General features: G+C 63.0%; 20 protein-coding genes and 1 pseudogene. 14 read left to right on the forward strand and 7 right to left on the reverse strand.

All coding sequences use genetic code 11. From position 1 onward, the window contains the following. Window positions 1-100: 100 nt before the first annotated feature. Both EJ067_RS11875 and fixJ read left to right on the forward strand, forming a co-directional pair. Window positions 101-1,588 (forward strand): PAS domain-containing sensor histidine kinase, encoded by a 1,488-nt coding sequence (locus EJ067_RS11875; protein WP_126089589.1) that lies wholly within the window; start codon window positions 101-103, stop codon window positions 1,586-1,588. Then, complete coding sequence (gene fixJ, locus EJ067_RS11880; protein WP_126085865.1) at window positions 1,578-2,183, forward strand: response regulator FixJ; 606 nt, start codon at window positions 1,578-1,580, stop codon at window positions 2,181-2,183. Before EJ067_RS11875 ends, fixJ begins: the two co-directional genes overlap by 11 nt. A gap of 36 nt (window positions 2,184-2,219) precedes the next feature. On the opposite strand, the gene EJ067_RS11885 is transcribed toward fixJ, so the two are convergent. Beyond that, entirely contained in the window at window positions 2,220-2,534 is a 315-nt protein-coding gene (locus tag EJ067_RS11885) for a hypothetical protein (RefSeq protein WP_348639527.1), read from the reverse strand. A 100-nt stretch (window positions 2,535-2,634) separates the two neighbouring features. On the opposite strand from EJ067_RS11885, the gene hemA reads away from it, so the two are divergent. From hemA to EJ067_RS11900, 3 genes are all read left to right on the forward strand, one after another. After that, complete coding sequence (hemA, locus tag EJ067_RS11890) at window positions 2,635-3,912, forward strand: 5-aminolevulinate synthase (RefSeq protein WP_126085866.1); 1,278 nt, start codon at window positions 2,635-2,637, stop codon at window positions 3,910-3,912. Between the two features lie 270 nt (window positions 3,913-4,182). Further along, window positions 4,183-4,467, forward strand: a complete 285-nt coding sequence (locus EJ067_RS11895) for a hypothetical protein (protein WP_348639528.1) — start codon at window positions 4,183-4,185, stop codon at window positions 4,465-4,467. A gap of 33 nt (window positions 4,468-4,500) precedes the next feature. After that, a complete protein-coding gene (locus EJ067_RS11900; protein ID WP_126085867.1) occupies window positions 4,501-5,091 on the forward strand; it encodes an NAD(P)H-dependent oxidoreductase in 591 nt (196 codons plus the stop codon). A 12-nt stretch (window positions 5,092-5,103) separates the two neighbouring features. Here EJ067_RS11900 and EJ067_RS11905 read toward each other — a convergent pair. Beyond that, window positions 5,104-6,086: pseudogene (locus EJ067_RS11905) on the reverse strand (zinc-dependent alcohol dehydrogenase family protein). 82 nt (window positions 6,087-6,168) lie between these two features. Beyond that, entirely contained in the window at window positions 6,169-6,336 is a 168-nt protein-coding gene (locus tag EJ067_RS34560; RefSeq protein ID WP_189510552.1) for a hypothetical protein, read from the reverse strand. 201 nt (window positions 6,337-6,537) lie between these two features. Here EJ067_RS34560 and EJ067_RS11910 point away from each other — a divergent pair, with 201 nt between their 5' ends. Both EJ067_RS11910 and EJ067_RS11915 read left to right on the forward strand, forming a co-directional pair. Continuing rightward, window positions 6,538-7,185: a helix-turn-helix domain-containing protein gene (locus EJ067_RS11910; RefSeq protein WP_126085868.1), complete on the forward strand. Its 648-nt coding sequence runs from the start codon at window positions 6,538-6,540 to the stop codon at window positions 7,183-7,185. 49 nt (window positions 7,186-7,234) lie between these two features. Next, on the forward strand, window positions 7,235-7,750 hold the full coding sequence (locus EJ067_RS11915) for a GNAT family N-acetyltransferase (RefSeq protein WP_126085869.1): 516 nt from the start codon (window positions 7,235-7,237) through the stop codon (window positions 7,748-7,750). Between the two features lie 23 nt (window positions 7,751-7,773). On the opposite strand, the gene EJ067_RS11920 is transcribed toward EJ067_RS11915, so the two are convergent. Continuing rightward, on the reverse strand, window positions 7,774-8,949 hold the full coding sequence (locus tag EJ067_RS11920) for an acetate/propionate family kinase (RefSeq protein WP_126085870.1): 1,176 nt from the start codon (window positions 8,947-8,949) through the stop codon (window positions 7,774-7,776). Between the two features lie 62 nt (window positions 8,950-9,011). After that, window positions 9,012-11,393 (reverse strand): phosphoketolase family protein, encoded by a 2,382-nt coding sequence (locus EJ067_RS11925; RefSeq protein ID WP_126085871.1) that lies wholly within the window; start codon window positions 11,391-11,393, stop codon window positions 9,012-9,014. Between the two features lie 293 nt (window positions 11,394-11,686). On the opposite strand from EJ067_RS11925, the gene EJ067_RS11930 reads away from it, so the two are divergent. Further along, on the forward strand, window positions 11,687-11,902 hold the full coding sequence (locus EJ067_RS11930) for a DUF1858 domain-containing protein (RefSeq protein WP_126085872.1): 216 nt from the start codon (window positions 11,687-11,689) through the stop codon (window positions 11,900-11,902). A 98-nt stretch (window positions 11,903-12,000) separates the two neighbouring features. On the opposite strand, the gene EJ067_RS11935 is transcribed toward EJ067_RS11930, so the two are convergent. Next, window positions 12,001-12,705 carry a Crp/Fnr family transcriptional regulator gene (locus tag EJ067_RS11935; RefSeq protein WP_126085873.1) on the reverse strand — a complete coding sequence of 235 codons (705 nt, stop codon included), beginning with the start codon at window positions 12,703-12,705 and terminating at the stop codon, window positions 12,001-12,003. 202 nt (window positions 12,706-12,907) lie between these two features. Here EJ067_RS11935 and EJ067_RS11940 point away from each other — a divergent pair, with 202 nt between their 5' ends. The 6 genes from EJ067_RS11940 to EJ067_RS11965 all read left to right on the forward strand — a co-directional run bounded on the left by EJ067_RS11940 (window position 12,908) and on the right by EJ067_RS11965 (window position 17,989). Beyond that, entirely contained in the window at window positions 12,908-14,107 is a 1,200-nt protein-coding gene (locus EJ067_RS11940) for an NnrS family protein (RefSeq protein ID WP_126085874.1), read from the forward strand. Between the two features lie 151 nt (window positions 14,108-14,258). Continuing rightward, on the forward strand, window positions 14,259-14,705 hold the full coding sequence (locus EJ067_RS11945; RefSeq protein ID WP_126085875.1) for a pseudoazurin: 447 nt from the start codon (window positions 14,259-14,261) through the stop codon (window positions 14,703-14,705). A gap of 259 nt (window positions 14,706-14,964) precedes the next feature. Continuing rightward, window positions 14,965-16,068, forward strand: a complete 1,104-nt coding sequence (nirK, locus tag EJ067_RS11950) for a copper-containing nitrite reductase (RefSeq protein ID WP_126085876.1) — start codon at window positions 14,965-14,967, stop codon at window positions 16,066-16,068. 70 nt (window positions 16,069-16,138) lie between these two features. After that, entirely contained in the window at window positions 16,139-17,005 is an 867-nt protein-coding gene (locus tag EJ067_RS11955) for an SUMF1/EgtB/PvdO family nonheme iron enzyme (protein WP_126085877.1), read from the forward strand. 216 nt (window positions 17,006-17,221) lie between these two features. Then, entirely contained in the window at window positions 17,222-17,479 is a 258-nt protein-coding gene (locus tag EJ067_RS35810; RefSeq protein ID WP_348639529.1) for a group III truncated hemoglobin, read from the forward strand. A gap of 78 nt (window positions 17,480-17,557) precedes the next feature. After that, a complete protein-coding gene (locus EJ067_RS11965; RefSeq protein ID WP_126085879.1) occupies window positions 17,558-17,989 on the forward strand; it encodes a potassium channel family protein in 432 nt (143 codons plus the stop codon). A gap of 21 nt (window positions 17,990-18,010) precedes the next feature. Here EJ067_RS11965 and hemN read toward each other — a convergent pair whose 3' ends face one another. Next, window positions 18,011-19,390, reverse strand: a complete 1,380-nt coding sequence (gene hemN, locus EJ067_RS11970; protein ID WP_126085880.1) for an oxygen-independent coproporphyrinogen III oxidase — start codon at window positions 19,388-19,390, stop codon at window positions 18,011-18,013. Window positions 19,391-19,441: the final 51 nt, after the last annotated feature.

Below are 19,441 nucleotides of genomic sequence, written 5' to 3' on the forward strand. Positions count from 1 at the left end.
GAGCTGGAAGAGGCGAGCCTTGTCGGATTCTGTTGCCAAGACGCCCCACGGTGGCGTGATCGAGCGGGAACACTTGCCCGAATATGAGCTTTTGGCGCTGATGTTCGAGCAGGCTCCGGGCTTCATGACCCTGCTCGGCGAGCCGGGCCATGTTTTCCAATTGACCAATGCCGCCTATCAGAAGCTGATCGGCGAGCGGCCGGTGATCGGCAAATCGGTTCGGCAGGCCTTGCCGGAACTGGAGGGCCAGGGATTCTTCGAACGGCTGGACCGTGTCTACGAAACCGGCGAGCCCTATGTGGGCCGCGGCGTAAAAGTCATCTACCGCAATGCCGAAACCGGAGCGGCGGAGGAACATATCCTCGACTTCGTCTATCAGCCGATCAGGGCGAAGGACGGCCGGATCACGGGCATATTCGTGCAAGGCACGGATGTCAGCGATCTGTCTTTCGCCAACGCCTCGCTGCAATTGCGCGAGGATCATCTGCGCTCGATCCTGGCGACTGTTCCCGACGCGATGATCGTCATCGACGAGAGCGGTCTTATCCAATCCTTCAGCGCGGCGGCCGAGACCCTGTTTGGCTACAAGTCCGCCGAGGTCATCGGCCAGAACGTCAAGCTTCTGATGCCTTCGCCGTACCGGCAGGAGCACGACAACTACATGCAGCGCTACCTGACGACGGGAGAGCGCCGCATCATCGGCCTCGGCCGCACCGTCACGGGGATGCGCAAGGATGGCTCGACCTTCCCGATGGAACTCGCGGTCGGCGAGATGCACCCCGGAACGGGCCGCTTCTTCACCGGCTTCTGCCGCGATCTGACCGAGCGCCACCGAACCGAAGCCAGGATGCAGGAGCAGCAGCAGGAACTGCTGCATATGGCGCGGTTCACCGCGCTCGGCGAGATGGCCTCGACATTGGCGCATGAGATAAACCAGCCGCTGACCGCCATCACCAACTATCTCAAAGGCAGCCGGCGCCTGCTGGAGAAGAGCCAGGACGACAATGCCGTCATCCTGCGCGAAGCCGTCGAAAAGGCGGCCGATCAAGCCTTGCGCGCCGGCGATGTCATCCGTCGGCTGCGGGATTTCGTCGCCAGGGGCGAGAGCGAGCGTCAGGTGGAACGCCTCCCGACCCTCATCGAGGACGCCTCCTCGCTCGCACTGGTCGGCGCCAGGGAAGCGGATGTGCGCGTCACATATGAGCTCGACCCGGCAGCCGAACTGGTACTCACCGACCGCATCCAGATCCAGCAGGTGTTGCTGAACCTGATGAGGAACGCGGTTGAGGCCATGCAGGGGCAGCCCCGCCGCGAGTTGCGCATCGCCACCGCGGCGCGGCACGATGGCATGGCGGAGGTCAGTGTCGTGGACACCGGCCCGGGGTTGGCCCCCGAAGTGTCCGCGCAGCTGTTCCAGCCGTTTGTCACCACCAAGAAACAGGGGATGGGCGTCGGCTTGTCCATTTGTCGCACTATCATTGAATCGCATGGCGGTCATATCTGGGCAGAGCCTGCGCTCGGGGGAGGAACCTCGTTTCGCTTCACCCTGCGTGCCGTGGAAAAGGAAGAGGTCGCCAGTGGCCGGTGATGTCGTGCATGTGGTCGACGACGATGTCGATGTTCGCAAGTCGCTGGGCTTCCTTCTGGCGACCGCGGATTTTGCGATACGCCTGCATGAATCGGCCACCGCGTTCCTGGCGGCGCAGTCCAAGGAAGTCGAAGGCTGTATCGTCACCGACGTGCGCATGCCCGGCATCGACGGCATCGAATTCCTGAGGCAATTGAGGTCCCGCGGTCTCAGGGTGCCGGTGATCGTAATGACGGGGCACGCCGACGTCGCCCTGGCTGTCCAGGCGATGAAGGAGGGTGCCGTCGATTTCATCGAAAAGCCGTTCGACGATCAGCTCCTCATCGACGCAATCCGTTCCGCCCTGGACAACCGCACGCAGGCGATCACCACACACCCGCAGTCGAGCGAGATCCGCAAGAACCTTGCCACGCTGTCGGAACGGGAGCGTCAGGTGCTCGACGGGCTCGTCTCCGGCTTGCCGAACAAAACCATCGCCTATGATCTTGGGATCAGCCCGCGCACGGTCGAAATCCATCGCGCCAACGTGATGAGCAAGATGGGCGCCGGCAGCCTGTCGCATCTTGTGCGCATGGCATTGATCGCCGACCATTGAAACCTTGGAACCGGTCCAGGTGATGCGCCACAAGCGTCAAGACAGATCTTGAAGCAGGCCCGCCTGATCCTTTTGGAGCTCCCAGTCCCGCCAGTGGGTCGGCCTGATGTCGATACGCAATCCGCTGACGGCGTGCAGCCAGCCTTCCCGGCTCTTCTCGCAGGGAAATACAAGCGCATGCAGGCCATCCTCGTCCAGAACGGCTAGTTCGAGGTTTCGGCCAAACGGAGCGCTTGCAATCGGATTCCACATCCGATCAGCGTGTGCCGAAAAGTTATCCGGCGCTTTGATTTGAATCAGTTTTGGACGGTTTGCGTCGAAAGCCTGTCCGCCGGGAAACCCTGCAGGCATCCTGCAATTTGACATAGCTCAAAGCAGTGCCCGTGCCCGGTCCGTAAGTTGCCTCCAGCCGCAACCTGCGGCGCCGCTTCTTGGAACAGGAAACTTCGACATGAATTACCAGCGGTTCTTCGAAGACGCGATCGACCAGCTCCATGCCGAGCGGCGCTACCGCGTTTTCGCCGACCTCGAGCGCATGGTGGGCAAGTTCCCGCGCGCCATCTGGCGCTCAGGCGGCCGCGCCCAGGAAATCACCGTCTGGTGCTCCAACGACTATCTCGGCATGGGCCAGAACCCGGACGTGATTGCCGCCTTCCAGACCGCGGCCGGCAAGATGGGCTCGGGCGCCGGCGGCACCCGCAACATCTCCGGCACCTCCAACCCGCTGGTCGAGCTCGAGCATGAGCTGGCCGACCTGCACGACAAGGAAGCAGCGCTTGTCTTCACCTCCGGCTTCGTCTCCAACGAGGCCTCGATCTCGACCATCGCCAGGCTGTTGCCCAACTGCCTGGTGCTCTCGGACGAATTGAACCACGCCTCGATGATCGAGGGCGTGCGCCGCTCGGGCGCCGAAAAGAAGATCTTCCGCCACAACGATGTCGCGCATCTGGAAAGCCTGCTGCAGGCGGCGGGGCGCGAGCGCGCCAAGCTGATCGTCTTCGAAAGCGTCTATTCGATGGACGGCGACATCGCGCCGATCAGGCAGATCGTCGAGCTCGCCGAGCGCTACAACGCCATGACCTATATCGACGAGGTGCATGCGGTGGGCATGTACGGCGCGCGCGGCGGCGGCATCACCGAGCGCGAAGGGCTGGCCGACCGCATCGACATCATCGAGGGCACCTTGGCCAAGGCCTTCGGCACGCTGGGCGGCTACATCACCGGCGCCAGCGCCGTGATCGACGCGGTGCGCTCCTACGCGCCGGGCTTCATCTTCACCACCGCGCTGCCGCCGGCGATCGCGGCGGCCGCCACCACCTCGATCCGGCATCTGAAGCGCTCGCAGGCCGAGCGCGAGGCGCAGCAGCGCCAGGCGGCCAGGACCAAGCAGGTGCTTGCCGCTGCCGGCCTGCCGGTGATGGAATCGGCCACCCATATCGTGCCGGTGCTGGTCGGCGATCCCGAGCTGTGCAAGATGGCCAGCGACCGCCTGCTCGGCGTCCACGGCATCTACATCCAGCCGATCAACTACCCGACGGTGCCGCGCGGCACCGAGCGGCTGCGCATCACGCCGACGCCGTTCCATTCCGACGCGCTGATCGCCGAACTGCAGGATGCGCTGGTCGAGACCTGGGACGCGCTCGGCATCCCCTATGCCACCTCCGGTCGTCCGGCCGTCGCCAAGAGCGACCGCATCATTCCGTTGCTGGTGCAACAGGCGGGCGGATAAAAAGCCGGCGCGGTGCGCGCATGTCGGGCGCGCCCAGCAGATCGTCAGCTGGTTCGTGGCAACCTGCCGGCAGACGCGAGCTGAGTCTCCCGCCGAGCCGGACTCGTTTGACTCTGATCAAGGCCGCACCCGAGCGCCGCGCTAGGAATGGCAGCGAAGGAGTTTGCCATGATCAGCTTGCACGACCTCACACCGAAATTCAGGAGCATCCGCCTGCTTCTCGCTCGCGAGAAAGGTCATCCGGAAGGAGACCGGTAAGAAGGCTATGATGTGCTGGCGCCACTCACCGACGAGGGACGGCTGGACGCGGAGGAATGGAAAACGCACCGGGCAATCTGTCGCGTCCGCCGTTTTCGCACCGGCGAAGAGGACCTCGTCGGTCGCCTGCGCCGCAAACCTGGCGGACAATGGTTTTTCGACTACGCCGAGGGCGACCATGACGACGAGGTGGGGTTTCATCTCGGTGAGGAGCGTTTTGTGACCGGTGAATATGTCTCCATAAAACGCAATGGGGCCATGCACACCTATCAGGTCGCCCGCGTCGAACAGCCGTAGCAAATCTTGTCGAAAGCGGGTCGGAGCCAGGCGATGCCACGCCGCATACTCATTGTCATCGGCCATCCCGACCCTTCTCCCGAGCGACTCTGCCGCGCCTTGGCCGCCTCCTATGCCGAAGGCGCGGAACGGGCTGGCCATGCCGTGCGCAAGATCGACCTGGCCTTGCTGGAGTTTCCGATGCTTCGAACAATGCAGGAGTTCGAGCACGGGGCGATCCCCGACAATCTCAAGGAAGCGGCCGAGGCGGTCGTCTGGGCAGAGTATATCGTGTTTGTCTTTCCGCTTTGGCTGGGGACCATACCGGCCATGCTCAAGGCATTCCTCGAGCAGGTCATGCGGCCGGGCACGGCATTCGCCTACCCGCAAAAGGGTGAGGGTTTCGCCAAATCCTTGCTGCGTGGCCGCTCCGCGCACCTGGTCGTGACGATGGGCATGCCCGCGCCGGTCTATCGGCTCTGGTTCCTCGGCCATGGGCTTGCCGGCATGCGGCGCAGCATCCTCAACTTCGTCGGCATCAAGCCGGTGCGCGAGACCTTGTTCGGCATGGTCGCGAACGCCAGCGACGCGAAACGAATTGGCTGGCTCAAGCAGATCCGACGGTTGGGCGAACGCGCGATCTAGTCGCCGAGGCCCTCACGGCTGCAGGACGACGGCGCCGCTCAGCCTGCCCATCCGCAAATCGTCCAGCGCCCGGTTGGCCTGTTCCAGCGGATATGTCTTCGTATGCGTGCGCACCTCGGCACGCTGCGCGATCGGGAAGAATTCCTCCGCGTCACGGCGGGTCAAGTTGGCGACCGACACCAGCTCCCTTTCTTCCCAGAGAAGCTTATAGGACATCGATGGAATGTCGCTCATATGGATGCCGCCGCACACCAACGGCCGCCCTTGCGAACGGCCCGCAAAGCCGCCGGCACCAGTGCACCGACCGGTGCGAAAATGATCGCGGCGTCAAGCTCGACGGCGGGCAGTTCGTCGGACGCCCCCGCCCAGACGACACCCAACGAGCGCGCGAAATCCTGCGCCTGGGTGTCGCCCGGCCGCGTGAAGGCGAAGACCTCGCGTTCCTGCCAGGTCGCCACCTGGGTGATGATATGTGCGGCCGCGCCGAAACCAAAGATGCCGAGCCGTGGGCCGTCACCAGCCTTCTTGAGGCAGCGCCAGCCGATCAGTCCTGCGCATAGGAGCGGCGCCAGCGACACCGGATCGGCAGCGGCGTCGAGCTCGAAAGCGAAGTGCTCGTCGGCAACGACGTGGCTGGCGAAACCACCGTCTCGCGTATAGCCGGTGAAGAGAGGCTGGTCGCAGAGATTTTCGACGCCGGAGGTGCAGTAAGGGCAGTGTCCGCAAGTGTGTCCGAGCCAGGGGACGCCTACCCTTTGGCCAAGCCGGGACGGCGATACGCCCTCGCCGACAAGGTCGACGACGCCAACGATTTCGTGGCCCGGCACGAGCGGCAGCTTCGGCCGCGGCAGATCACCATCCACGATATGCAGATCGGTCCGGCACACCGCGCAAGCCTCTACCTTCAGCCTGATCTCGCCCGGTCCCGGCGTGGGGTCGGGACGATCGACGAGGCTCAAAGGCGTGCCGGCCTTTTCCAGCACCATTGCCTTCATCACGCTCCCTCGGTTTCGAGGAAGCAGACGCCGCTTCCATTCGACAGACGAGAATGAAAACGCGGCAGGCGGGCGCCCGTTCCTATCGCAAGTGCCTGATCTTGACCGGGCGCAGCCGGGCGTGACGACCGAAATCATGGCTCGCCGAAACGCGGCTGCGCTTCCCGGCCGTCTCGAAATAGAGTCCCGCGCCGGCAAGATAGGCAAGGCCGAGCATCCCAGCCCAGATCGCGATGATGTCGGAGGTCATGGTCAGATTCCCTTGGTCGGTTCTGACCAAATAATTGCCTGGCCAATTCATGCCGGCCTTGATCGCGGTCAATCGCGCAAGCGGCCCGCTCGGGCGATTTCGGGCACTGCTCTAAGTAGTTTCCCGTAGGGACATAACCGAATTTCGGCATGGCGGGATTTGGGCGATTGCTGTTGTCACGGATCAACCGGGACCCCAGCCATGTACGCTCAAGCTTCCGCCAAGATTGAACTGCCTTCATACCTTTCGCAGCAGAGCCCCTCGCTGGTATTTGAAGGCGCGGCGGTGCAGCCGGTCAGCTTTTTCCCGGCGGGCGCCGAGATCTACGCTCAAGGCGAAAAGGCGGGCGCCCTCTACCAGGTCGAATTCGGCGCGGTCCGCATCTACCGCCTCCTTGCCGACGGGCGCAGACAGATCAGCGCATTCCATCTGGCGGGAGAGACATTCGGCTTCGAGGCCGACGCTACCCATCATTTCTTCGCCGAAGCGATCAACGCAACCGGCGTCCGGGTCTATCGCACTCCCACGGGCATGGACGTGTCCCGCCAGCTCCTGCCTCTCGCCCTGAAAGGCCTGACCCGGGCGCAGGAACATCTTCTGGTGCTTGGCCGCCAGAACGCGATCGAGCGCGTCGCGGCCTTCCTGGTCGAGATGTCGGAGCGTCAGGGCGGGCTGCGGCAGGTGGAACTGCCGATGTCGCGGATCGACATCGGCGACTATCTCGGCCTCACCATCGAAACCGTATCTCGCGTCTTCACCCGCCTGAAGGAGAAGGGCGTCATCCGCCTGCTCAGCCTGCGCAGCATCGAAATCCTCAAGCGGGACACGCTGCTGGCGATGGGAGAATGAGGCCCATTGCGAGCCAATCACCGCTCCCAATCTGCCGGAAGGAACGACAATGAAAAGCACGCTTACCACGCACACCGGATTTCGTTTCGAAGTGCGCCGCGCGCGCGCCGAAGATGAACCGATCGTCGCCGAGTTCTTCACCCATGTGACACCGCAGGATCTGCGCTTCCGCTTCCTCGGATCCGTGAAGGAGGTTTCGCACGAGCGGCTGGTAGCGATGACCCGCTCCGACGACCCGCACATCCATAACTTCCTCGCCTTCTCGACCGAGGGAATGCTGATCGCGGTGGCGACGCTTGCCAACGACCCGGCCGACCGGCGTGGCGAAGTCGCCATCTGCATTCGCGAGGACCGCAAGCATCTCGGCGTCAGCTGGGAGTTTCTAGGCTATATCGCACGATATGCCGACGAGCACGGTATCGAGACGATCGAGTCGATCGAGAGCCGCGAAAATCGCGCAGCGATCGAGCTCGAGCGCGATATGGGCTTCACCGTCGCGACGGACCCCGACGACCCGACGCTGGTCCTGGTTCGGCGCAAGCTCGGCGCTAAATTGCCAGGCTAAACCCTGCCCTGCCACGGCGCAGATCAGGCCGTTTCGAGGTCGAGGAGTTCCGTGGCCACCGCGCGTTCCTCGTCGGCCGGAATGACGAGAACGTCGGCGCGGGAATCCGGGGCGCTGACCAGTGCTTCACCGCCGTCATTCAAACCGTTTTCGAGAACGACGCCCAGCCACGCGGCGGCCTCGCAGATCCTTTGCCGGATTTGCGGCGCATGCTCGCCGATGCCCGCGGTGAATACCAGCGTGTCGAGGCCTCCCAGTGCTGCGGCAAGAGAGCCGATCTCGCGCCCGACACGGTAGACGAAGAGATCGACGGCCCGGGCCGCCGCCGGCTCGCTCGAGCCAAGCAGCGTCTGCATGTCCCCGGAAATGCCGGATACACCAAGCAGACCGGATTGCTCGTAGAGCAATTCGGTCAATCGATCGGCCGGCAGCTTGCGGTCCTCCAGAAGATAGAGGATCACGCCAGGATCGATGGCGCCGCAACGCGTGCTCATGAGAAGACCATCGAGCGTCGAGAAGCCCATGGTGGTGGCCTGACTAACGCCAGCCTTCATAGCGCACAGGCTCGCGCCGCTGCCAAGATGGGCGACAATCGTTCGGCCGCCTGCACCGTCGCCGTAACGCTCGCGGAGCTTCGCGGCGATATGGCTGTAGGAAAGCCCGTGGAAGCCATAGGAGACGATGCCCTGCTCCGACATCTCGCGCGGCAAGCCATAGAGCCTGGCGAGTTCCGGCCGCGCCGTGTGAAAGGCCGTGTCGAAGCAGCCGACCTGTCGGGCTTCGGGCAAAAGCCGACCGGCCAGGTGGACGATCTCAAGGTTGATCGCCTGATGGATCGGGGCGAGCGGCTCTAGCCGATGCAGTGCATCGAGCGCACGCTTGTCGAGCAGGGTCGCTTGGGCGAATTCCTGCCCGCCATGGACGATGCGGTGCCCGACCGCGCCGATCCGGCGCAAAAGAGCGCTGTCGGCAAGATAGGACGCGACGGCTTCGAATGCCTTGGCGATATCGATCGGTCCGTCCCCCAGGCTCCTGTCGATTTCGGGCGAGAAAGCCGAAGGCGCGATGTGCAATCGCGGAGAGTGACCGATCGACGAGACGCTGCCACGCACCGAAAGGTGAAGCTCGTCGCGCTGCTGAAACAGGGCGAACTTCAGGCTCGAGGAGCCGCCGTTGAGGACGAGGATCGCGTCGGTCATGGCCGGCCGGTCCCAGCCACTTTTGCGGCGTTTGTCCGCGCAGCCCGGCGCTTCTGCATCGGCTATTGCTCCCATTTCCAGCCGAGGATCTCCGGCATGTCCTGCCCGTGCTCGCGGATATAGGCCCGGTGCTCGATCAGCTTGCCTTCCATGGCCTGTTTCAGCTGGATGTGCGCACCGGCTGGCTCGGGAATACGGTCGAGCACGCCGAGCACGAGATGGTAGCGGTCAAGCCCGTTGAGCACGGTCATGTCGAAGGGCGTCGTTGTCGTCCCTTCCTCGTTGTAGCCGCGCACGTGGATGTTGTCGTGATTGGTCCGCCGGTAGGTCAGGCGATGGATGGTCCATGGATAGCCATGGTAGGCGAAGATGACGGGCTTGTCCTTGGTGAACAGCGCATCGAACTCGCGATCCGACAGGCCGTGCGGATGGTGTTCCTTTGGCTGCAGGGTCATCAGGTCGACGATGTTGACCAGCCGGATCTTGAGGTCTGGACTATGGCGTTTCAGAATTTGGACGGCGGCCAGCGTCTCGAGCGTCGGCACGTCGCCGGCGCAGGCCATCACCACATCCGGCTCGGTGCCGCGGTCGGTCGATGCCCACTCCCATATGCCGATGCCGGCGTTGCAGTGGATCTTCGCCTCGTCGATGGACAGCCACTGCCAGGAATTGGCTTTGCCGGCGACGATGACGTTGATGCGGTTCCATGTCCGCAGGACATGGTCGGTCACGCAAAGCAGGCTGTTGGCATCCGCCGGCAGGTAGACGCGCACGACATCCGCCTTCTTGTTCAGGGCCACGTCGATGAAGCCTGGGTCCTGATGGCTGAAGCCGTTGTGCTCCTGCTGCCAGACGTGGCTGGACAACAGATAGTTCAGCGACGCGATCGGCCGCCGCCAGGGTAACTTGCGGCAGGCGTCCAGCCATTTCGCATGCTGGTTGAACATGGAATCGACGATATGCGTGAAGGCCTCGTAGCAGGAGAACAGGCCGTGGCGGCCGGTAAGAAGATAGCCTTCCAGCCAGCCCTGACAGGTATGTTCGGACAGGATCTCCAGAACCCTGCCTTCGCGGCCGAGATGCACGTCCTCGGGCAGGATCTCCTCCATCCAGGCACGCTCGGTCACCTCGAAGACATCCTGCAGCCGGTTCGATGCCGTTTCGTCGGGACCGACAATGCGGAAATTTCGGGAGCTCTGGTTAAGCGCCATGACATCGCGCAGGAAGGCGCCCATGGCTCTGGTCGATTCGGCCTTCACTTGTCCCGGGCGCTCGACCGGGATCGCGTGCTCATTCAGGTCCGGCAGTTCGAGAGACCGTCGCAGCAAGCCGCCATTGGCATGCGGGTTGGCGCTCATGCGCCTGATGCCTTCCGGCGCGGTGGCTCGGATCGTGGACGAAGGCACGCCCGCTGCATCGAAGAGTTCTTCGGGCCGGTAGCTCCTCAGCCATTCCTCGAGCATCTTGAGATGCGCAGGGTTTTCGGCGAGGCCGGAGAGCGGAACCTGATGGGCGCGCCAGAACCCCTCGGTCTTCAACCCGTCGACCTCCTTGGGGCCTGTCCAGCCCTTCGGGCTTCGCAGTATGATCATCGGCCACTTCGGACGGGGCTGCGCGGTCTTCGCGCCGCTGCGCGCCGCCTGCTGAATCGCCCGGATGCGGTCCAGCGCATCGTCGAGCACGACGGCCATCCGCTCATGCATCAAGACCGGATCATCACCCTCGACCAACAGCGGCTCGTAGCCATAGCCGACAAACAGCGCGCGCAGTTCTTCTTCAGGGATGCGGGCGAGAATGGTGGGATTGGCGATCTTGTAGCCGTTGAGATGGAGGATCGGCAGCACCGCGCCGTCATGGGCCGGGTTCAGGAACTTGCTGGAGTGCCAGGACGTTGCCAGCGGCCCGGTTTCCGCCTCGCCGTCGCCGACGACGCAGGCGACGATCAGATCCGGGTTGTCGAAGGCCGCGCCAAAGGCATGCGAGAGCGCGTAGCCGAGCTCGCCACCCTCGTGGATCGAGCCGGGCACATCGGGAGCGGCATGGCTTGGGATGCCGCCCGGGAAGGAAAACTGCCGGAAGAGCTTCTTCATTCCGGCCTCGTCCAGCGAGACATCCGGATTGATCTCGCTGTAGGTGCCCTCGAGGTAGGTGTTGGCGACCATGGCAGGTCCGCCGTGGCCAGGGCCGCAGACATAGATGACGTTGGCATCGCGCAGCCTGATCGCGCGGTTGAGATGCGCGTAGATGAAGCTGAGCCCCGGCGAGGTTCCCCAATGGCCGAGCAGCCTGGGCTTGACGTGCTCCAGCCGAAGCGGCTCGCGAAGCAGCGGATTGTCGAGCAGGTAGATCTGCCCGATGGTCAGGTAGTTGGCGGCGCGCCAGTAGGCGTCGATGTCGCGCAGTTCCCGCGCGGACAGGCGATTGGTGCTGGAATGCTCGGTCATTTCCGACTCCTTCGCTGGTTCCAAACCGACCCGGCTGAGACACAACGCACGGATGCTGCCACCGGTTCATGACCGGTCGGTGTCAAGACCGGCGGCCATCGATCTACCCGGCGATGAACGGTCGAGCTTTGATCCATCGCAAATGCCAGGCCAGGGCGCAGGCCAGTTCCAAAACACCGGGGCAGGCTGCGGCTTCGGCCGAGGAGCAAGAGAGAGCGCCGACTTTGCTTCAGAGCAACGAACGTTCTGGTCGGCTCAGGCAGGATGCCGGCTTGCAGATGCGGACCGATGCCATGAAACGCAAATTGAACGACGACACGACGATGGACCAGATCATGCGCGAGACGCCGCCGGCGATCCGCGTCGTTCTCCAGCATGGGATGCTCTGCGTCGGCTGCCCGATCGCTTCCTTTCACACGATTTCTGAAGCCGCGCGCGAGCATGACCTTGACGAGGACCAGCTCCGCCGTGACCTGCAGGCGGCCATCGAAGAGGGCGGCGCGGACTAGAACGTTTCAGCGATTCATAGAATCGCCGAACCGCTCTAAGTATCTGTTTTTACGCAATTCCGGACGAAAAACCGTTACACACTTTTCCTGGAATTGCTCTAGCTCTTTGCCGCGCGGCCTTCGGCAATGACAAGCAGCCGATGCGGCTCGACCACGACGATCCTCTGGCGTCCGCTCTTGACCAGCCCTTGGTCCTCCCAGGCCGAAAGCAGCCGGCTTACGGTGTGGAGCGTGGTGCCCGTCATTTCCGCGACGTCCTGGCGTGAGATCGGGAAGTCGATCAGAATCCCTTCCTGGGTCTTTTTCCCCGACTGCTTGATCAGCTTGAGCAACGCATGCGCGACGCGCTGCTCCACCTGCTCGGTGGACATCTCGATGACGCGCGTGTGCGCGTCCTGCAGCCTGGTTCCCACGGTCTTGTAGGTGTTGGAGCCGAAGCTTGGAAAGCTCGTCGCGAATGTGGGCCAGAGCTGGCTTGGCCAGGCAAGCACCACGCAATCGACGGCCGCGATTGCATTTGCAGGATAGGTCGTCCGGCCCAGCGCGCTGGCGATCCCCATCAACTCGCCCGGACTGATGTATCGCACGGTCACCTCCTGCCCGTCCGGGGTCGATTTCACCACGCGCACATGGCCGTCGAGCAGCAGGAAGAAGGAATGGGCCTCCTGTTCCTGCTCGAAGACCGGCTGATCCTTCGCGATCCGAATGGACCTCGCCTGCCCGACAATGCGGTCGAGATCCGCGGCGGCGATCCCCTCGAAAAGGGACAGCCCGGCAATCAGTGATCGATCAAGGCTTGCCAACCGCCTTCCTCCCCAACTTCAACTGTGCAAACGCGCTCAGTTCCCCTGACCGGACTGTGTCACGGACGACCGCCTGTCGACAAGTGAAGCCTCTGGCGCTGCCAATCACTCGCTTGTTTGCGCTGAGGCAAATTCCATCCGTCAGCGCCGGGATAAAAGAGCCCAAAACGGGCAACCTGCCCGGTTTCCAATGAGGCATGTCATGGCAATTCCACGGACGCGGCCAAGCGCCTATCCGGCAATTCTCTCCTACGGGTTTCGACCCTTCTTCCTGCTTGGCTCGCTGCAAGCCGCCACCGCAATGCTTTTGTGGCTGCCTCTCTATTACGGCAAGCTTGGAACCTTCAGCACATTCCTGCCCGTAGACTGGCATATCCACGAATTGCTCTTTGGTTATCTGCCGGCGGTCGTGACGGGCTTTCTGCTGACCGCAATTCCGAATTGGACCGGGCGGCTGCCGGTTCAGGATTTTCGTCTGCTGGCGCTGGTGCTGCTCTGGATCGCGGGCCGGGTGGCCGTGTTCTTTTCGGCGGAAATAGGCTGGCTCCCGACTGCTGTCATAGACTGCTCCTTTCTTCTCGCGGTCGTGGCCGCGGCCGCAACGGAAATCGTTGCCGGGCGAAACTGGCGAAACCTCAAAGTACTCCTGCCGGTCGCGACGCTCTTTGCGGCAAACGTCACGTTTCATGCGGAAGCGCATTACCAGGGCGTCTCCGACATGAGCCGGCGCCTGGGTCTCGGGGCGATTGTCGTCCTCATCATGATCATCGGCGGGCGCATAATTCCGAGCTTCACCCGCAATTGGCTGGTCCGCGAGAAGCCGGGGCGGCTCCCGGCATCGTTCGGCAGGTTCGACATCGGGACGATCGCGCTGTCCGCTGTCGGACTCGCTGCGTGGAGTTTTTTCCCCGACGCCGTTGCAACCGGCGTGTTGCTGATCACCGCCGCGGTCTTCAATGCCTCCCGGCTTGGTCGCTGGGCGGGCGACCGAACGCTCTCCGATCCGTTGGTCTTGATCCTGCATGTTGCATTCGCCTTCGTGCCGCTTGGCCTTCTGCTTGCCGGACTCGCCATCTTCGCTCCAGGAGGAATCCCGCCGGTTGCCGGCATTCATGCCCTTGCAGTGGGCGCGATCGCCTGCATGACACTTGCCGTCATGACACGGGCCACCCTCGGTCACACTGGCCGCGAGCTGAAGGCAAGTGTTGGAACATGCGCCGTCTTCGCTGCGATCCTCATTGCCGCCGTTCTGCGCGTGGCCGCCGCAATCGCACCGGCCGAGGCAATTCTCCTCTACATGTCTGCGACGTTCTGGGTTGCCGCTTTTGCCGGCTACGCGGTGCTGTTTGGCGGGTATCTCGCGCGCCCCCGCCTGCGCGCACGCGCCATAGACCCCTCTTGAGGAACAGGCGGGCGAGGCCTGGCCGCCGTTCAATCTTCTCGCCGGCGATTTTCGTCACGCAATTTGCGCCAGCGCAAACCGCCGGGGCGTTCGGCGATCTACAAGGACGCAACGGTTGATGCCGTGGTGAAACAAAGAAAGGAACTCTCCAATGAAACTGCCCCTGATTGCCGCGGCTGTCGCCCTGCTCTCAATTGCCGGCGCTGCAAATGCCGAAGAACATGTTGTCCAGATGCTGAACAAGGGCGAGAAAGGCGCGATGGTCTTTCAGCCCGACTTCGTCCGGGCCGCACCCGGCGACACCATCAAGTTCGTGCCGACCGACAAGAGCCACAATGCAGAGATCATCAAGGGAATGATCCCGGATGGCGCTGAAGCCTTCAAAGGCAAGCCGAGCGAGGAGATCACGGTCACCCTTACCAAAGAGGGCGTCTACGGAGTGAAGTGCGCGCCCCACTACGGCATGGGCATGGTGGCCCTGATCGTCGTCGGCAAGCCTGTCAACCTGGAAGCGGCGGAAGCCGTCAAGCAGATCGGCAAGGCAAAGCCTGTCTTTGCCGAGCTGTTCGCCGAAGCGACCAAGACCGCTTCGAACTGATCAGGCAGCTTGTGAGACTGCCTCCGGCGATGGCGAGCCGGAAGCAATGGCCGGACAGACCTGGGGAGAGGTCTGATCCGGCCATTTTCATTTTGCGATTTGGCCACCGCCACAATCATCATCCGACGCGACGCCGGTGCTTTCGGAAAATCCCTGCCGAAGTCAAAATTCAATGATTCGGATTTGCGCAAACGCAAAGACGCTCCGCGCAAAGATATTATCCTGGCTTCATCGAAACGTTGAAGTCGAGGAGATGAAAATGCTTACGAGACGTGAAGCATTGCTGGGTTCTGTTCTTACCGCCGCCGCCGTTGCCACCATCGGCTCGGCACCGGTGATAGCGGCCGCGAAGGACGTGGCCGGACTGCCGCGCGAAAAGGCGACCCTGGTCGCGCCGCCTTTCGTGCACGCTCACGACCAGGCGGCCAAGGGCGGCCCCAAGGTGGTCGAGTTCACCATGAAGATCGAAGAAAAGCCGATGGTCATTGATGCCGACGGCACGCAGCTCAACGCCATGACCTACAACGGCTCCATTCCGGGTCCCCTGATGGTCGTGCATGAAGGCGACTACCTCGAACTGACGCTCGTCAATCCCGATACCAACACGCTCGCCCACAACATCGACTTCCATGCGGCGACCGGCGCGCTGGGCGGCGGCGGGCTGACGCTGGTCAATCCGGGCGAGCAGGTGACGCTGCGCTTCAAGGCGACCCGGCCGGGGACGTTCGTCTACCACTGCGCGCCCGGCGGAGCGATGATCCCCTGGCATGTCGTGTCGGGGATGAGCGGCGCGGTGATGGTGCTGCCGCGAGACGGCCTGAAGGACGAGAAGGGCAATCCTGTCCGCTATGACCGCATCTTCTATATCGGCGAGAACGACTTCTACATCCCGCGCGACGAGCAGGGAAAGTTCAAGAAGTACGATTCTGCCGGCGACAACTACGACGACACCGTGAAGGTGATGCGCGGCCTGATCCCGACCCATGTCGTGTTCAACGGCAAGGCAGGATCGCTGACCGGCGAGAACGCCATGAAGGCGAAGGTCGGCGAAACGATCCTGATCGTCCATTCCCAAGCCAACCGCGACACCCGCCCGCATCTGATCGGTGGCCATGGCGATTTCGTCTGGGAAGGCGGCAAGTTCGCGAACCCGCCCGCCAAGGACATGGAGACCTGGTTCATCCGCGGCGGATCGGCGGGTGCGGCGCTCTATACGTTCCGGCAGCCGGGGATTTACGCCTACGTCAATCACAATCTGATCGAAGCAGTCGAGCTCGGCGCGACCGCACATTTCATGGTCGACGGAAGCTGGGACGACGATCTGATGATGCAGATCGAAGCTCCCAAGGCAATCGCTTCGTAGCGGGGAGGCCGATCGCATTGCAACCCGCCGACGGTGTCGACGGGTTGCCTCGGCGGTCGGAGTTTTCGGCATGTCCTTCGATCCTGTCTTCACATTTGGAGCCGTCGGTGCTGCCGTCCTCATCGGACTAGGCGTCAGCCATGCGCTGGATGGTATGTCCTTGCGCGCTGGAAACTCATCTGTGGTGAGCGAGTTGGTGACGCTGCCACCCGGCTCATTCGACCACGCCCAGCCCGGCGAATTCCTCAGGGACAACCATCCCGCGCCGGCACCTATAGTGAGGGAAACGATCGACACGCCGCTGGAAATCATGAAGTTCCAGGTGACCGCATCGGACTATGACCGTTGCGTCTCTGATGGCGCCTGCAAGCCCGCCGACTCGCGCCTTGCCGGCAACGTTCCGGCGACGGGCGTCAGCTTCCTCGATACGCAGGCCTATGCGAGCTGGCTGTCGGCGAAGACAGGTGAAGCGTGGCGGCTGCCGACCGATGTGGAATGGGCTTATGCCGCGGGTGAGCGATTTCGGGCCGACATAGAAGGCGGCGAAGGCGATCCGGCCGATCCTGCCAAGCGATGGCTCACGCAGTACCGCAACGAGACCGCGCTCGGTCGCAAACCAGATCCGGAACCGAGAGCACGCGGGTCCTTTGGCCTCAACTCAAAGGGTGTTGCGGATATTGCCGGCAATGTCTGGGAGTGGACCTCGACCTGCTATGCGCACGCGACGATGTCCAGCGGCGGCGTCGCCAGCTCGATCGGCAATTGCGGCGTGCATGTTGTGGAGGGTTTCCACAGGACCTACATGTCGAACTTCATCCGCGACGGCAAAAGCGGCGGTTGCGCGGTCGGCACGCCGCCCGACAATCTCGGCTTCCGCCTCGTCCACGACCGCGGTGGCTTCCTGCAGGCCGCGCTTCGTCGCCTGGGCCTGACCTGATCGCCTAGACAACAAGGAATATGAATGATCTCGAAGTCAGTCTTGCCTGATAGGATTCGTCCTGCCGCCGAACAGCCCCTGATCCGCCCTGGTGTCGATCGCACATCGATCGGAGTACTGGTCCGCAAATTCTATTCCAGGGTGAGAAAAGATGAGCGCCTCGGCCCCATTTTCGCTCGCGAGATCACCGGTGATTGGGATCCTCACTTGGAGAAGATGACGGACTTCTGGTGCTCCGTCATACTGAAAAGCGGCGTCTATCAGGGACGGCCGGTGCCGGCGCATTTGAAGCTCGAGGACCTCACCGAAGCCGACTTCGAGATCTGGCTGGCTCTCTTCCGCGAGACAGCGGCGGAGCTGTTCGCGCCGAAAACCGCGGCGGTGTTCGTCGAGCGGGCGGAACGAATAGCAGCGAGCCTGAAGCTCGCCATGTTCTTTCGCCTCGACCGTGCCGCCCCCGCGGGCGGCCGGTAAGGCGCGCCTTCAGAACAGCCGATCGGCAGGTTTGATCTTGCGCAAGGAATACGGTTCTTCGGGCCGTAGTGTCCCGGGATGATCCTCAATCTTTTCGTCGGCACGATCGTCATCAGCCTGACGGTCCTGATCCACACTTTCGGCCTTATCGCCGTCACGCATGCGATGACACGCCTTGTGGCGCTCTTCCGCATGCACGGCCGCCGCAGCCGGGTCCTCGCCATGATCACGGTCGTGATGGGCCTGTTTGCGGTCATGACGGCGGAGGTCTGGCTATGGGCGGGAATGTACACGCTGCTCGGAGTCCTTAACGACTTCGAGACCGCGCTTTACTTTTCGACCATCACTTTTTCGACGGTCGGCTACGGAGACGTGGTGCCCGCCCATCGGTGGCGCGTGCTGGCGGCTCTGGAAGGCGTCAACGGGTTCCTGCTGATCGGCTGGTCGACCGCTTACCTGATCGCCGCCGGCACCCGGGTCGGCCCGTTCCGGGTCGGCGAACACTTCTGATCCCCGCCTTCGGGTGGTCGCTCAGACCGCTGCCGAATGCCTGGCGGTTCCGCTCCTGAGGTATTTGTCGAATTTCGCCGCCACCGTCCTGACCAGCGGGCGGCTTGCCTCCGGCACGACGAAGTTTTCGGCTTCGAGCCGCAGAAGCCGGCCAGCATCGCCGATTGCGAGCCGGCTCGCCTCGCAGAGTATCCTTTGGCCGACATTCCCAAAACGTTCGACAAGCTCTATCGCCGAGAACGCGAAGTTGCACATCAGACGCTCGATGACCCAGCCCCGCGCCTGATCGTCAACACTGAACTCGATGCCGCGCGCTATCGCCAGCTTTCCGGAATTGACGGCCCGCTCATACTCGCCGGTGGCAACGATGTTCTGGGCGTAGCCCTGGCGGTACCGGCTGATCGAGGAAGGACCAAGACCGATCAAGGTCTCGCACTGGTCCTCGGTGTAGCCCTGGAAATTGCGGCGGATCTTGCCAGCTCGCGCAGCGACCGCCAGGGCATCCTGCGGCTTTGCGAAATGATCCAAGCCCAAGGCCTCATAGCCGGCGCCGACAATCGTTCGCGCGGCAAGCTGCGATTGCGCCAGGCGTGCGGTGGAGTCGGGCAGCCAGGCCTCATCGATCATCGTTTGGTGCTTCTTGAACCATGGCACATGCGCATAGCCAAAAATCGCAAGCCTGTCCGGCGCCAGCGTCAGCGCCTGGCCGACAGTCGCCGCAACGCTCTCGCAGGTCTGATGCGGCAAGCCATAGAGGAGGTCCAGGTTGACGGAAGCGACGCCCCGCGCGCGCACCGCATCGACGATGCTTTTGGTCAGCGCGAAACTCTGCTCGCGATTGATCGCCTTCTGAACCTTGGGATCGAAGTCCTGGACGCCGAGGCTCGCTCTCGTCATGCCGATCGCGGCGAAGGCATCGAGCCGGCCCTCGTCCATGTCGTTGGGGTCGATTTCGACGCTGAGACTGGCATTGTCGAGGACGTCGAATCGATCCCGCAACGCTTTTCCAAGCAAGAGGATGTCGTCGGGCTTCAGCATTGTCGGGGAACCGCCGCCGAAATGAATGGCGCGGACCCTGCCCCGGCCGCTCAGCAGCCCGCCGACCGTTTCGATTTCCCCGTGCAGCGAGCGCAGGAAGGCGGCCACGGGCGCATAGTGCCGGGTCTGCTTGGTGTGGCAGGCGCAGAACCAGCACAGCCTGTCGCAATAGGGGATGTGCAGGTACAGCGATATCTCGTCATCGCCCTCCAACGCATCGATCCAACCGCGAACCGTTACCGCGTCGACGCCCGGGTGAAAGTGCGGCGCCGTCGGATAGCTCGTATAGCGAGGCACGCTATCGCCAAGGCCTGCGCTGGGCGTTGGGCGCGTTTCGCGGATGGTGGCGGTTGCGTTGCTCATGGCAAGCAAACTGCCGAAACTACCCCGGCCAAGCCTTGATTTCGATCAAGG

The organism is Mesorhizobium sp. M1D.F.Ca.ET.043.01.1.1 (assembly GCF_003952385.1).
GTDB lineage: Bacteria > Pseudomonadota > Alphaproteobacteria > Rhizobiales > Rhizobiaceae > Mesorhizobium.